Consider the following 12,994-nt stretch of genomic DNA (forward strand, 5'->3'; position numbering starts at 1 on the left):
ATAAAGCCTTAAGGGGGCGGCTCAGCCGCTGTTGCGCAGGCCGGTGGCGATGGCGTTGATCGAGAGCTGGATGCCCTCGCGCACGCGCGCATCCTCCTCGCCGGCGCGATGGCGGCGGATGAGTTCGATCTGGAGCAGGTTGAGCGGCTCCAGATAGGGCAGGCGCAGCCGCACCGAGGCCTCGAGCTGCGGGCTGCGCTCCAGCAGGCGCGACTGGCCGGTGGCATCGAGCAGCCCGGCACAGGTGCGTTCCCAGCCGTCGCGGATCCGGGCGAAGATCGCCGCACCCGCCGCCTGGTCCTCGACCAATGTCAGATAGCGTGCCGCCAGCCCCATGTCGGACTTGGCGAGCACCATCTCCAGATTGGCGAGCGTCGCCTGGAAGAAGGGCCAGCCCTCCGCCATCGCGCGCAGCAGCCCTTTGTCGGCAAAGGCGTCGAGCGCGTGGCCGACGCCGTACCAGCCCGGCAGCATCACCCGCGCCTGCGCCCAGCTGAACACCCACGGGATCGCGCGCAGATCCTCGATCCGGTCCGATTTGGTGCGGCTGGCCGGGCGCGAGCCGATCTTGAGCGTCGCGATCTCGGCGATCGGCGTGAACTGGCGGAAGAAGGTGCGGAAGCCCTCGGTGCCGTAGACCAAGGCGCGATAGGCGGTGAACGCATCGGCCGACAGCGCGGCCATCGCCGCGATGAAGCGCGCGCGGTCGCCCACCTCCACCTCCGGCGGCTCCATGCTGGCGAGCAGGGTGGCGGCGGTCATCGCCTCGAGATTCGCCAAAGCGGCGTCGCGCGTGCCGAACTTGGCCGCGATCACCTCGCCCTGCTCAGTGATGCGGATGCGGCCCTGCACCGTGCCCTGCGGCTGTGCGCGGATCGCGGCGAACGACGATCCGCCGCCGCGCCCGACCGCGCCGCCGCGACCGTGGAACAATTGCATCGCCGCGCCCGCCTCGGCGAACACCGGGCGCAGCGCGCGGCCCGCCTGGTGCAGGCTCCACACCGAGGTGAGGTAGCCGCCATCCTTGTTCGAATCCGAATAGCCGACCATCACCTCCTGATGGCCGCGCGCGGTGGTCAGCGCCGCGATCTCGGGCAGCGCGAAATAGGCCTGCATCACGTCGGGCCCGCGCTCCAGATCCTCGATCGTCTCGAACAAGGGCACGACCATCAGCGCGCAGGACGGCGGATCGCCCGGCCGGTAGAGCCCCGCTTCCTTGAGCAGGATCATCACCTCCAGCAGATCGGAGACGGTCGCCGCCTTGGAGATGATGTAGGTGGTGATGACCTCGGGCCCATAGGCGGCGTGCGCGTCCGCCGCGGCGCGCACGATCGCCAGTTCGGAGACCGTCTCGTCGCCATAAGCGGCGAAGGCGCTGGCGAGCGGCCGCATCGTGGCGAGCTCGCGCCGCAGCAAGGTGATGCGTGCCGCCTCGTCCAGCGCAAGATAATCGGGCTCGGCGCCTGCCACCGTCAGCAATTCCGCGACGACGCGCTCGTGCACGTCGGCATTCTGGCGCAGGTCGAGCGTGGCAAGATGGAAGCCGAACGTCTCGACCGCGCGGATCAGCCGGCCGAGCGCCCCGCCGCTCGCCAGCGCGCCGTGTCCAGCCTCGGCCAGAGCGTGCGCCAGCGTGGCGAGGTCGTGGCGCAGGTCGCGCGGCGTCGCATAGGGCTCGGCCGCGACCGATGCGGGGCGGGCGGGCGTCTTGCCGGTCAGCCGCGTGTAGGTCGCCGCGACCCGCGCATAGAGGCCGGTGACCGCGCGGCGATAGGGCTCGTCGGCGCGCGCGGGCGACGGATCGTTCGCAATCTCGGCGAGCGCCTCGACCTCGGGCGTGGTCGGCGCGAGCTCGGTCGAGATCGACAGCTCGCCGCCCAGCGCGTGGAGCAGCACCAGATAATGCGACAAGATCGCCTCGGCCGCGCGCCCCGTCGCCAGCTCGAGCGATTCGGCCACGACGTTGGGGTTGCCGTCGCGGTCGCCGCCGATCCAGCTGCCTGCGCGCAGGAAGCTGCGCGGCCGCGCGCCCAGCACCCGCTCCCAGCGCGAATAGAGCGCAGGCAGCACGGGCAGGAACACGTCGCGCAGATAGGATAGCGCCGTATCGACCTCGTCGGCGACGTACAGCCGCTCGCGCCGCAGCGGCCGCGTCTGCCACAGCAAGGCGATCTGGCGGTAGATCGCCTGCTCGATCAGGTCGCCCTCGGGGGTCTCGGTCGCGCCGGTATCGCGCAGCAGCATCAGCTCGGCGATGCGGTTGCGATGGTCGATCATGCTCTTGCGCCGCACCTCGGTCGGGTGCGCGGTCAGGACCGGCACGATCAGGCCGTGGTTCAGCAACGCCAGCACCGCGGCGCGATCGACGCCTTCCTCGTCGAGCCGTGCGACCGCCGCCGCCACGTCGGCGCCGGGCTCGGTGGTCACGCCCTGCCGATCCTCCGCGAGGTTGGCGAGCATCGAGAACAGCATGAAGCCATGGGTGAAGGCGAGCATGTCGTCGGGGCCGAGCGCGTCGAGCCCGGGATCGACGTCGCCGCCCAGCCCGCGCGCGCGATCGACCGAGGCCGAGCGAATATATTCGATCCGCCGGAACAGCGCGTCGCCGCCATAAGCGCGGATGACGTCGCCCAGCAGCCGGCCGAGAAAACGGATGTCGGGATTCTGCGTGAGCGGCGGTGCGTCGGCCATGGTTAACATGCTGCGGCGCACACCGGGCGACGTCAACCGCCGTCTGACGGAACGGAGGCGTAACTGATACGTCTACCGCCGCGATGCACAGCCTTCTCTCCCGCGTGACGCCGAGCGCCGGCGAATTCTACTACATCGCCGAATGGCTGGTGCGGCTCGGCGCGCTCGGCATCCTGCCGTGGCGGCGCTCGCCGGCGGCGGTGCGCAGCTGGCTGCTGCTGATCTTCTTCCTGCCGATCCCCGGCCTGATCCTGTTCCTGATGATCGGCCGGCCCAAATTCCCGAAGTGGCGGCACGATCGCTTCCGCGCGCTCGATCCGTTCGCCACCGCGATCGCCGAAAGGCTCTCCGCCGCGGCGGCGCCGACGCTCGACACCGCCGAGCGCGAGGTGAGCGGGCTCGCCTGCACGCTCGGCCGGCTGCCCCCCGTCGCCGGCAACGCGGTCGACCTGCTCGACGATTATGACGAGGTGATCGACCGGCTGGTGGCGGATATCGACGGCGCGCGCATCCATGTGCGCATCCTCGCCTACATCTTCGCCGACGATCGGCAGGGCGTGCGCGTGATCGACGCGCTCGGCCGCGCGGTGGCGCGCGGCGTGCCGTGCCACGTCATCCTCGATCCGGTCGGCTCGCACCAGTGGCGTGCGGGCGCGATCGCCAAGCTGGAGGCGGCGGGCGTCGCAGTGCGCGAGGCGCTGCCCTTCCGCTGGCTGCGCGATCGCACGCGGCGCGACATGCGCAACCACCGCAAGCTGTTCGTGATCGACGGCGCGATCGGTTATGCCGGTTCGCAGAACATCGTCGCGAAGGATTTCGCCCCCGGCATCGTCAACCACGAACTGGTGGTGCGCGCGACCGGGCCGGTGGTGGCGGAGATGGCGACGGTGTTCATCGCCGACTGGTATCTCGAGACCGAGGAGATGCTGGAGGCGGAGCCCGCCATCCCGGCACCGGCTGGCGACGCGATCTGCCAATTGCTGCCGAGCGGCGCGGACTTCCCGCTCGAAGGGTTCGAGACGTTGCTGGTGTGGCAGATGCACCGGGCGTGCACCCGCGCGATGATCGTCACGCCCTACCTTATCCCCGACGACGACCTGATCGGCGCGATGCGCACCGCGGTCGCGCGCGGGGTGACGGTCGATCTGGTGGTGTCGAAGGTGGTCGACCATCGCATCGTCAACCTCGCCCAATCGTCTTACTATGACGAGTTGATGGCGGCGGGCGTGCGCGTCCATCGCTATCGCGACGAACTGCTCCACGCCAAGAATCTGTCGATCGACGGGAGGCTCGGCATCGCCGGATCGAGCAATGTCGACATCCGCTCGTTCCAGCTCAACGAGGAGGTGAGCCTGCTGCTGCTCGATCCCGCCAGCATCGCCCGCCTCGAAAAGGTGCAGCAGGGCTATCTGGACCGCAGCGAATTGCTCGACCTCACCCAATGGCGCCGCCGCTCGCGTCTGCGCCGCACCGGCGAGGCGATCGCGCGGTTGGTGAGCCCGCTGCTCTGACCATCCGTGCTCCTGCGAAGGCAGGAGCCCAGTGCTTCTGGTGCAGCGCGTCAGGCCCTGGGCTCCTGCGTGCGCAGGAGCACGGTTCGCGTGATTGGGTCACGCCCCGCGCATGGACTTGGGGCCGCCGCGTCCCTAGATCGCGGCGATGCGCTTCCGCTTCCACAAGATGCACGGGCTCGGCAACGATTTCGTCGTGATCGACGCGCGCGACGCGGCGGTGCCGATCGATGCCGCGCGTGCGCGTGCCATCGCCGACCGGCGCGAGGGAATCGGCTGTGACCAGCTTATCCTGATCGAGCCGTCGGACAGCGCCGACGCCCGGATGCGCATCTGGAATGCCGATGGCAGCGAGGTCGAGGCGTGCGGCAACGCCTCGCGCTGCGTCGCCTTGCTGCTCGGCGGGATCTCGACCGTCGAGACGCTCGCGGGCATGCTGCGCCTCGCCGCCAACGATGCCAGCGCCACGGTCGACATGGGCCGGCCGCGCTTCGACTGGGACGCGATCCCGCTCGGCTATGCGATGGATACGGCGCACATGCCGGTGGCGTGGGAGGATCTGGCCGATCCGGCGGCGGTCAATGTCGGCAATCCGCACGTCATCTTCTTCGTCGACGATACCGACGCGGTCGAGCTGGAGCGGCTCGGCCCGCAGATCGAGCATGACCCGCTCTTCCCCGATCGCGTCAACGTCAACGTCGCGACGGTCGAAGGGGCGGATCGCATCCGCCTGCGCGTGTGGGAACGCGGCGCCGGGCTCACCCGCGCGTGCGGCACCGGCGCGTGCGCGACCGCAGTGGCGGCGATCCGCGCCGGCCGCGTGACGAGCCCGGTGACGGTCGCGCTGCCCGGCGGCACGCTCGAGATCGCCTGGGCGCCCGGCGGCACGATCCGCATGTCGGGGCCGGCGACGCACGTCTTCAGCGGCGAGGCCGACGGGCTGTGAGCGCGGTCGAGGTGGTTTCGCTCGGCTGCCGGCTCAACATCGCCGAGGGCGAGGCGATCCGCGCGCGGCTGGCGGGCACGCGCGACCTCGTCGTCGTCAACGGCTGTGCGGTGACGGCCGAGGCGGTCAAGTCGACCCGCGCCGCGATCCGTCGCACCCGCCGCGCGCGGCCCGAGGCGCGCATCGTCCTCACCGGCTGCGTCGCCGACACCGAGCCCGCGGCGTTCGCCGGGCTGGCCGAGATCGTGCCGAACGGCGCGAAGCTGGACCCCCTCAGCTACCTCCCGTCATCCCAGCGAACGCTGGGATCTCAGGAGGCGGAGCGCACCCCTCGAGAGATCCCAGCGTTCGCTGGGGTGACGGTGGGCGAGAAGCACGCCCGCGTTTTCCTGCCGGTCCAGAACGGCTGCGACCATCGCTGCACCTTCTGCATCATCCCCTATGGCCGCGGCCCGAGCCGCTCCTTCCCCGCCGGCGGCGTGGTCGAGGAGGTGCGCAAGGCGGTCGATGCCGGCGTGCAGGAGGTGGTGCTGACCGGCGTCGACCTCACCGCCTACGGCGCCGATCTCCCCGGCGCGCCGACGCTCGGCCGGCTGGTCGAGCGCATCCTCGCTTTCGTGCCCGATCTGCCGCGCCTGCGCCTGTCCTCGCTCGATCCGTGCGAGGTGGACGATCGCCTTGCCGCACTGATCGCGCACGAGCCGCGGGTGATGCCGCATCTCCATCTCTCGCTGCAGGCGGGCGACGACCTGATCCTCAAGCGGATGAAGCGCCGCCACAGCCGTGCGCAGGCGGTCGCGCTGGTCGCGCGGTTGAAGGCGCTGCGGCCGGAACTCGCGATCGGCGCCGACCTGATCGCGGGCTTCCCGACCGAGGATGACGCCATGGCCGCGAACAGCCTCGCGCTGATCGACGCCTGCGACATCGTCTTCGCGCACATCTTCCCTTATTCGCCGCGCGCGGGCACCCCGGCGGCGCGGATGCCGCAGGTAGCGCCGGCGATCGTCCGCGCGCGCGCCGCGGCGCTGCGCGCGGCGGCGGAGACACGGCGCGCGGCGTGGCTTCAGGAACGGATCGGAACGGTGCAGCGCGTGCTGGTGGAGTTGGATGGCGTGACGGGACATGCGGAGAATTTCGCGCGGGTGCGACTCGCTTACTCCCCCTCTCCCCTTGGGGGAGAGGGTCGGGGTGAGGGCCTCGCGCGAGCAGCCTCGATGGCTGCGAGTGCGATCGAGGTCGGGACAATCTCTGACGCGCGCGTCCCCCCACCCAACCCTCTCCCCCAAGGGGAGAGGGCTTTTCCCAACCGCATCGTCGATACGCGCATCGTCGCGGTCGAGGGCGATATGCTGATCGGGGCGCCGGCATGAGCACCGCGTGGCACGAGCGGCTGCTCGGCGGCTTCCGTCGCACCTCCGATCGGCTCGGCGAGAATCTTTCCGGCCTGTTCGGCAAGGCGGCGCTCGATGCCGAGACGCTCGATCAGGTCGAGGAGGCGCTGATCGCGTCGGATCTCGGCCCCGCCACCGCCGCCAAGGTGCGCGCGCGGCTGGAGGGCGAGCGGTTCGCGCTCGGCCTGACCGAGGCGCGGCTGCGCGAGATCGTGGCGGAGGAGGTGGCGGCGATCCTCGCCCCCGTCGCCAAGCCGTTGGAGATCGAGGCGTTTCCGCGCCCGCAGGTGATCCTCGTGATCGGCGTCAACGGATCGGGCAAGACCACCACCATCGCCAAGCTCGCGCACCTGCTGACCGAGCAGGATTACTCGGTGATGCTGGTCGCGGGCGACACCTTCCGCGCCGCCGCGATCGGCCAGCTCAAGGTGTGGGCCGAGCGCATCGGCGTGCCGATCATCTCGGGCGCCGAGGGCGGCGACGCCGCCGGCCTCGTCTATGAAGGCGTCAAGCGCGGCACTGCCGAGGGTATCGACGTGCTGATCGTGGACACTGCCGGCCGGCTCCAGAACAAGTCCGGGCTGATGGACGAGCTCGCCAAGATCCGCCGCGTGCTCGGCCGGCTCAATCCCGCAGCACCACACGATGTGGTGCTGGTGCTGGACGCCACCACCGGCCAGAACGGCCTCAGCCAGATCGAGGTGTTCAAGCAGACCGCGCACGTCACCGGGCTGGTGATGACCAAGCTCGATGGCACCGCGCGCGGCGGCGTGCTGGTCGCGGCCGCGGAGAAGTTCGGCCTGCCGATCCACGCGATCGGCGTGGGCGAGACGCTCGACGATTTCCGCCCGTTCGAGCCGATGGAGGTCGCGCGCGCGATCGCCGGGATCGAGCGGCTGGCACCGGAGAAGGCACGATGAGCGCGCCCGCCGACAAGGCCGGCGGCTGGACGCTGGCGATCGACTATCTGCCGCTGATCGCCTTCTTCCTCGCCAACAAGTTCGTCGGCGTGTTCGCCGGCACCGCCGTATTCATGGTCGCGATCGTGCTCGCGGTGATCGTCAGCCGGTGGAAGCTCGGGCGCGTTTCGCCGATGCTGTGGCTGTCGGCGATCCTCGTGATCGGCTTCGGCGGCCTCACCATCTATCTGCACGATCCGCGCTTCATCCAGATCAAGATGACCCTGATCTACGCGATGTTCACCGCGATCCTCGTCGGCGGGCTCGCCGTCGGCAAGCCGGCGATCAAATATCTGCTCCAGGCCGCCTTTCCGGGGCTCGAGGAGGCGGGCTGGATGAAGCTGTCGCGCAACTGGGCGATCTTCTTCGCGGTGATGGCGATCGTCAACGAGGTGCTGCGCCGGCAGGTCGGCTTCGACACGTGGCTGGCGGTCAAGACGTGGGGGCTCACCGCCGCCTCGATCGTGTTCGGCGCGGCGCAGGTGCCGATGCTGATGCGCCACGGGCTGAGCTTCGACGAGGTCAAGGCCGAGCCGCCGCTGCCGCCCGAATAGCTGCCCTTCTCGCCGGGCAAGCAAGCTTGCCTCTAGGACAGCCGAGCTGCCATTCCCATATCGTTGCGGTGCAACATTGCAGGGAGACTGTCTTGCCTCGTCTGACCGATCCGATCGTCCTGGGCTCGATCCACGCCAAGAACCGTATGGTGATGTCGCCGCTGACGCGCGGCCGCGCCACGCGCGAGGCGGTGCCGACGCCGATCATGGCTGATTATTATCGCCAGCGCGCCTCCGCCGGCCTCATCATCACCGAGGCGACCGGCATCAGCCGCCTCGCCCTCGGCTGGCCCTACGCGCCCGGCCTGTGGACCGAGGCGCAGGTCGCCGGCTGGCAGCCGGCGACGCAGGCGGTGCACGAGGCGGGCGGCAGGATCGTCACCCAGCTCTGGCACATGGGCCGGCTCGGGCATGAAAGCGTGATGGGCGCGCAGCCGGTCTCGTCGTCGGCCACCACCGCGCCGGGCCATGCGCATACCTATGAGGGCAACCAGCCCTATCCGCAGGCGCGCGCGCTGGACGCGGACGAGATCCCCGGCATCCTCGACGACTATGCCCGCGCGGCGGAAAATGCGCTGCGTGCCGGCTTCGACGGCATCCAGCTCCACGCCGCCAATGGCTATCTGATCGACCAGTTCCTGCGCGACAATGCCAACTTCCGCACCGACCAATATGGCGGCCCGGTCGAGAATCGCATCCGCCTGCTGGGCGAGGTCACGACCCGGCTGGTCGAAACGATCGGCAAGGATCATGTCGGCGTCCGCCTGTCGCCGAACGAGACGGTGCAGGGCGTCCACGACAGCGATCCGCACAGCCTGTTCGGCGCGGCAGCGAAGCTGCTCGACGAGGTCGGCGTCGCGTGGATCGAGCTGCGTGAGCCGCGCCCCGGCGGCACGCGCGGCGCGCCGGAATTCCCGCCGGTCCACCCGGTGATGCGCAAGGCGTTCAGCCGGCCGCTGATCCTTAATTCGGATTACGATGCGGAGAGCGGGCAGGCGGCGCTCGACGCGGGCGAGGCGGACGCGATCGCGTTCGGCCGCACCTTCATCGCCAATCCCGATCTGCCGCGCCGGCTGATCGAGGGGTTGCCGCTCAACGAGCCGCAGTTCGATACCTTCTACACGCAGGGTGCCGAAGGCTATGTCGACTATCCGACGTGGGAGCAGGTGCAGGCCGCGGCCTGATATCGTCCGGCGGCGGCGCGCCTCTATGATGCGCGCCGCCGCTGCGCTAAAGCTGCGGTCGACAGGCTTCGAGAGGAATGCCCGATGATCCGTACCGCCGCCGCTTCGATCGCGCTCGCCCTTATCGCCGTTCCCGCCGCCGCCGCGCTGCAGGTGGGTGCCAAGGCGCCCGATTTCTCGACCCAGGTCAGCCTCGCCGGCAAGCCGATGCCGTTCGCGCTCGCCAAGGCGCTGAAGAAGGGCCCGGTCGTGCTGTATTTCTACCCGGCCGCCTTCACCAAGGGCTGCACGATCGAGGCGCATGACTTCGCCGAGGCGACCGACGATTTCGCCAAGATGGGCGCGACCGTGATCGGCATGTCGGCCGATCCGATCGACAAGCTCAACCAATTCTCGGTCTCCGAATGCCGCAACAAGTTCGCGGTCGGTTCGGCGACGCCCGAGACGATCCAGGCCTATGACGTGGTGCTGCCGGTCAAGCCCAACATCTCCAACCGCACCTCCTACGTGATCGCGCCCGACGGCAAGGTGATCTTCGCTTATTCGGCGATGGATCCGGCCGGCCACGTCACCGGCACGATGGACGCGGTGAAGCAGTGGCGCGCCTCCCACCCGATGAAGGGCGACTGAGCACCCGCGTGAACGATGCCCGCGCGCTGATCGACCGGCTGGGGCTCGCGCCCCACCCGGAAGGCGGCTGGTATCGCGAGACATGGCGCGCGCCCACACCGGATGGTGGCCGCTCCGCCGGCACCGCCATCCTGTTCCTGCTGGAGGTGGGGCAAAGCTCGCACTGGCACCGCGTCGACGCCGACGAATTGTGGCTGTGGCATGCCGGCAGTCCGCTCGTGCTGGAGATCGCGGCGGACGATGCCGGGCCGGTGGCGGTCCATCGCCTCGGCCCCGACATTCTTGCGGGCGCGATGCCGCAGCTGCGCGTGCCGGCGGGCGAATGGCAGGCCGCGCGCGTCGACGCGGGCTGGGTGCTGGTGAGCTGCGTCGTGGTGCCGGGCTTCGACTTTGCGGGTTTCACGCTCGCACCGCCCAGTTGGACGCCCAAGGAGTCGTACGATGGTCGAAGCACGCTGGCATGACGCGCTGATCGCGCGGAGCGACGATACGGTGGTGGTCGAGCGCAACCATTACTTCCCGGCCGACGCGGTCGATGCCGCTTTGCTGCGGCCGAGCGACACGACCAGCATCTGCCCGTGGAAGGGCGTCGCGCATTATCATTCGGTGGTGGTCGACGGCGTCGAGAACAAGGACGCCGCCTGGTATTATCCCGATCCCAAGCCCGAAGCGGCGGAGATCAAGGATCGGATCGCGTTCTGGAAGGGCGTGACGGTCGGCTGACCGCCACGCCCCGCGCGATCCCGCTTACTGCGCGACGAACGCCGCGTTGATCGTCAGCTTTACGTCGTCGGACACGGCCGGCACGGCGTAGCTGACACCGAACTCGCTGCGCTTGATCGTGGTGGTCGCGGCGAAGCCGATGTTGAGCTTCTTGCTCATCGGGTTGTTGGCCGATCCGACGAAATGGCCTTCCAGCACCACCGGCTTGGTCACGCCCTTCAGCGTCAGATTGCCGGCGATCGTCGCGCTGGTGCCCTTCACCGTCACCTTGGTCGAGACGAACTTGCCCTCGGGGAACTGCGCCGCGTCGAAGAATTCGGGCTTCTGCAGATGGGCGTTGAGCGCGGGCACCGTCGTCGCGACGCTGGCGATCGGGAAGGTCACCTCGACCTTGTCATTGTCGGGGTGGGCCGGGTCGAGCGTCAGCGATCCGGTCGGCTGGGTGAACTGGCCGGTGTAGATGCTCACGCCGAAATGGCTGACGGTGAACAGCACCTGGGTGTGGCCGGTATCGACCGTATAGGTGCCGGCGGGCACCGCGGGCGCCTGCGCCAAAGCCGGCGCGGCGATCAGGGAGAGGGCGAGCAGGGCAGTGCGCATGACGGCATCCTTATCGGAATTGAGGCGCGGACCATGATCCGCGCCCCCTATGCCGTCAATCGAAACGATAGCAACCAATCGGTGACGTGATGTCACCGATCGGCGGCCATCAGTTCTTGGCCTTGTCGACCAGCTTGTTCTTCGCGATCCACGGCATCATCGCGCGCAGTTCGGCGCCGGTCTTCTCGATCGGATGCTCGGCCTGCAGCTTGCGGCTGGCCTTCATCTCCGGATTGCCCATGCGGTTGTCCATCAGGAAGCGCTGGACGAAGCGGCCGCCCTGGATGTCGGCCAGCACGCGCTTCATCTCCTTCTTGGTCTCTTCGGTGATGAGGCGCGGGCCGGTGTGATAGTCGCCATATTCGGCCGTGTTGCTGATCGAATAGCGCATGTTGGCGATGCCGCCCTCATACATCAGGTCGACGATCAGCTTCACCTCGTGCAGGCACTCGAAATAGGCCATTTCGGGCGAATAGCCGGCCTCGGTCAGCGTCTCGAAGCCCGCCATGATGAGGTGTGTCAGGCCGCCGCACAGCACCGCCTGCTCGCCGAACAGGTCGGTCTCGACCTCTTCCTTGAAGCTCGTCTCGATCACGCCCGAGCGGCCGCCGCCGATCGCCGAGGCGTAGGACAGCGCCACGTCATGCGCATTGCCCGACGCGTCCTGGTGGATCGCGATCAGGCACGGCACGCCGCCGCCCTTCAGATATTCGCCGCGCACGGTGTGGCCGGGGCCCTTCGGCGCGATCATGAACACGTCGATGTCGGCGCGCGGCTCGATCAGGCCGAAATGCACGTTGAGGCCGTGGGCGAAGGCGATCGCCGCGCCGGGCTTCAGATTGGCCTTCAGGTCCGCCTCGTAGATGCCGGCCTGATGCTCGTCGGGGGCGAGGATCATGACGATGTCGGCCCACTGCGCGGCCTCGGCATTGCTCATCACCTTGAAGCCGGCGCTTTCGGCCTTGGCGGCGCTGGCCGAACCGGGGCGGAGCGCGATCGCGACCTCGGGCACGCCCGAATCCTTGAGGTTCTGGGCGTGGGCGTGGCCCTGGCTGCCATAGCCGACGATCGCGACCTTCTTGGTCTTGATCAGGCCGATATCGGCATCGGAATCGTAATAGACGCGCATTCGATAGTCCCTTTTTCGGCCTCGTCGTGCTCCTGCGAAGGCAGGAGCCCAGTCCCGGCCGCTGAGCTGGGCTCCTGCCTGCGCAGGAGCACTGGTGAATCAAATGACCTGATTGCCCCGCGCGATGGCGGCGACGCCGGTGCGGGCGACCTCGATCAGCCCGACCTCGCGCATCAGCTCGAGGAACTTGTCGATCTTCTCGGGGCCGCCGGTCACCTCGAAGATGAAGCTGGAGATCGTCGCGTCGACCACGCGCGCGCGATAGACCTCGGCCAGCCGCAGCGCCTCGATGCGATGATCGCCGGTGCCGGTCACCTTCACCAGCGCCAGCTCGCGCTCGACATAGGGCGCGGTGGCGGTGAGATCGGTCACCTTGTGCACCGGCGGCAGCCGGTCGAGATGCGCGATGATCTGCTCGATCACCGCCGGCGGGCCGGACGTGGCGATGGTGATGCGGCTGACCGTCTCGTCCTCGGTCACCTCGGCGACGGTCAGGCTCTCGATATTGTAGCCGCGCCCGGCGAACAGCCCGGCGATGCGCGCGAGGATGCCCGGCTCGTTGGCGACCGTGACGGAGAGCGTGTGGCGCTCGGACTGGCGGGGGCGGATATGCATGGCTTTACTTTCGTCATCCTGCATCTCGTCATCCCGGCGTAGGCCGGGATCCAGATCGGAC

The 12,994-nt window shown here is 69.0% G+C and carries 13 protein-coding genes; 9 read left to right on the forward strand and 4 right to left on the reverse strand.

Features of this window, described 5'->3' with window-relative positions; all coding sequences use genetic code 11:
- Positions 1-21: 21 nt before the first annotated feature.
- Positions 22-2,691: a phosphoenolpyruvate carboxylase gene (ppc, locus tag K8P63_RS01005; RefSeq protein WP_398288181.1), complete on the reverse strand. Its 2,670-nt coding sequence runs from the start codon at positions 2,689-2,691 to the stop codon at positions 22-24.
- An 83-nt stretch (positions 2,692-2,774) separates the two neighbouring features.
- Between ppc and K8P63_RS01010 the strand changes: the two genes are divergently transcribed.
- The 9 genes from K8P63_RS01010 to K8P63_RS01050 all read left to right on the forward strand — a co-directional run bounded on the left by K8P63_RS01010 (position 2,775) and on the right by K8P63_RS01050 (position 10,589).
- A complete protein-coding gene (locus K8P63_RS01010) occupies positions 2,775-4,202 on the forward strand; it encodes a phospholipase D-like domain-containing protein (protein ID WP_223798036.1) in 1,428 nt (475 codons plus the stop codon).
- Positions 4,203-4,350: 148 nt separating this feature from the next.
- Complete coding sequence (dapF, locus tag K8P63_RS01015) at positions 4,351-5,148, forward strand: diaminopimelate epimerase (RefSeq protein WP_223798037.1); 798 nt, start codon at positions 4,351-4,353, stop codon at positions 5,146-5,148.
- Positions 5,145-6,518, forward strand: a complete 1,374-nt coding sequence (gene mtaB, locus K8P63_RS01020) for a tRNA (N(6)-L-threonylcarbamoyladenosine(37)-C(2))-methylthiotransferase MtaB (protein WP_223798038.1) — start codon at positions 5,145-5,147, stop codon at positions 6,516-6,518. Before dapF ends, mtaB begins: the two co-directional genes overlap by 4 nt.
- A complete protein-coding gene (gene ftsY, locus K8P63_RS01025; RefSeq protein ID WP_223798039.1) occupies positions 6,515-7,459 on the forward strand; it encodes a signal recognition particle-docking protein FtsY in 945 nt (314 codons plus the stop codon). Before mtaB ends, ftsY begins: the two co-directional genes overlap by 4 nt.
- The gene (gene ispZ, locus K8P63_RS01030; protein ID WP_223798040.1) at positions 7,456-8,052 is read left to right on the forward strand and encodes a septation protein IspZ; all 597 of its coding nucleotides are present in this window, start codon (positions 7,456-7,458) and stop codon (positions 8,050-8,052) included. Before ftsY ends, ispZ begins: the two co-directional genes overlap by 4 nt.
- A gap of 92 nt (positions 8,053-8,144) precedes the next feature.
- Positions 8,145-9,236 carry an alkene reductase gene (locus K8P63_RS01035; RefSeq protein ID WP_223798041.1) on the forward strand — a complete coding sequence of 364 codons (1,092 nt, stop codon included), beginning with the start codon at positions 8,145-8,147 and terminating at the stop codon, positions 9,234-9,236.
- A gap of 84 nt (positions 9,237-9,320) precedes the next feature.
- Positions 9,321-9,866 (forward strand): peroxiredoxin, encoded by a 546-nt coding sequence (locus K8P63_RS01040; protein WP_223798042.1) that lies wholly within the window; start codon positions 9,321-9,323, stop codon positions 9,864-9,866.
- 8 nt (positions 9,867-9,874) lie between these two features.
- Positions 9,875-10,330, forward strand: coding sequence for a cupin domain-containing protein (locus K8P63_RS01045; protein WP_223798043.1), 456 nt, complete (start codon positions 9,875-9,877; stop codon positions 10,328-10,330).
- Entirely contained in the window at positions 10,308-10,589 is a 282-nt protein-coding gene (locus K8P63_RS01050) for a DUF427 domain-containing protein (RefSeq protein WP_223798044.1), read from the forward strand. Before K8P63_RS01045 ends, K8P63_RS01050 begins: the two co-directional genes overlap by 23 nt.
- Before the next feature lie 24 nt (positions 10,590-10,613).
- Here K8P63_RS01050 and K8P63_RS01055 read toward each other — a convergent pair whose 3' ends face one another.
- The 3 genes from K8P63_RS01055 to ilvN all read right to left on the reverse strand — a co-directional run bounded on the left by K8P63_RS01055 (position 10,614) and on the right by ilvN (position 12,933).
- Positions 10,614-11,189 (reverse strand): YceI family protein, encoded by a 576-nt coding sequence (locus K8P63_RS01055; RefSeq protein ID WP_223798045.1) that lies wholly within the window; start codon positions 11,187-11,189, stop codon positions 10,614-10,616.
- A gap of 109 nt (positions 11,190-11,298) precedes the next feature.
- Positions 11,299-12,318 (reverse strand): ketol-acid reductoisomerase, encoded by a 1,020-nt coding sequence (gene ilvC / locus K8P63_RS01060; RefSeq protein WP_223798046.1) that lies wholly within the window; start codon positions 12,316-12,318, stop codon positions 11,299-11,301.
- Between the two features lie 99 nt (positions 12,319-12,417).
- Positions 12,418-12,933, reverse strand: coding sequence for an acetolactate synthase small subunit (gene ilvN / locus K8P63_RS01065; RefSeq protein WP_223799915.1), 516 nt, complete (start codon positions 12,931-12,933; stop codon positions 12,418-12,420).
- Positions 12,934-12,994: the final 61 nt, after the last annotated feature.

Origin of the sequence: Sphingomonas nostoxanthinifaciens, from assembly GCF_019930585.1 — a bacterium.
GTDB lineage: Bacteria > Pseudomonadota > Alphaproteobacteria > Sphingomonadales > Sphingomonadaceae > Sphingomonas_I > Sphingomonas_I nostoxanthinifaciens.

Coding starts and splice junctions, on each gene's coding strand:
- ilvC (WP_223798046.1), bottom strand. CDS start 12,318: ATGCGCGTCTATTACGATTCCGATGCCGATATCGGCCTGATCAAGACC.
- dapF (WP_223798037.1), top strand. CDS start 4,351: ATGCGCTTCCGCTTCCACAAGATGCACGGGCTCGGCAACGATTTCGTC.
- K8P63_RS01050 (WP_223798044.1), top strand. CDS start 10,308: ATGGTCGAAGCACGCTGGCATGACGCGCTGATCGCGCGGAGCGACGAT.
- ilvN (WP_223799915.1), bottom strand. CDS start 12,933: ATGCATATCCGCCCCCGCCAGTCCGAGCGCCACACGCTCTCCGTCACG.
- K8P63_RS01040 (WP_223798042.1), top strand. CDS start 9,321: ATGATCCGTACCGCCGCCGCTTCGATCGCGCTCGCCCTTATCGCCGTT.
- ppc (WP_398288181.1), bottom strand. CDS start 2,691: ATGGCCGACGCACCGCCGCTCACGCAGAATCCCGACATCCGTTTTCTC.
- K8P63_RS01055 (WP_223798045.1), bottom strand. CDS start 11,189: ATGCGCACTGCCCTGCTCGCCCTCTCCCTGATCGCCGCGCCGGCTTTG.
- K8P63_RS01010 (WP_223798036.1), top strand. CDS start 2,775: ATGCACAGCCTTCTCTCCCGCGTGACGCCGAGCGCCGGCGAATTCTAC.
- ftsY (WP_223798039.1), top strand. CDS start 6,515: ATGAGCACCGCGTGGCACGAGCGGCTGCTCGGCGGCTTCCGTCGCACC.
- ispZ (WP_223798040.1), top strand. CDS start 7,456: ATGAGCGCGCCCGCCGACAAGGCCGGCGGCTGGACGCTGGCGATCGAC.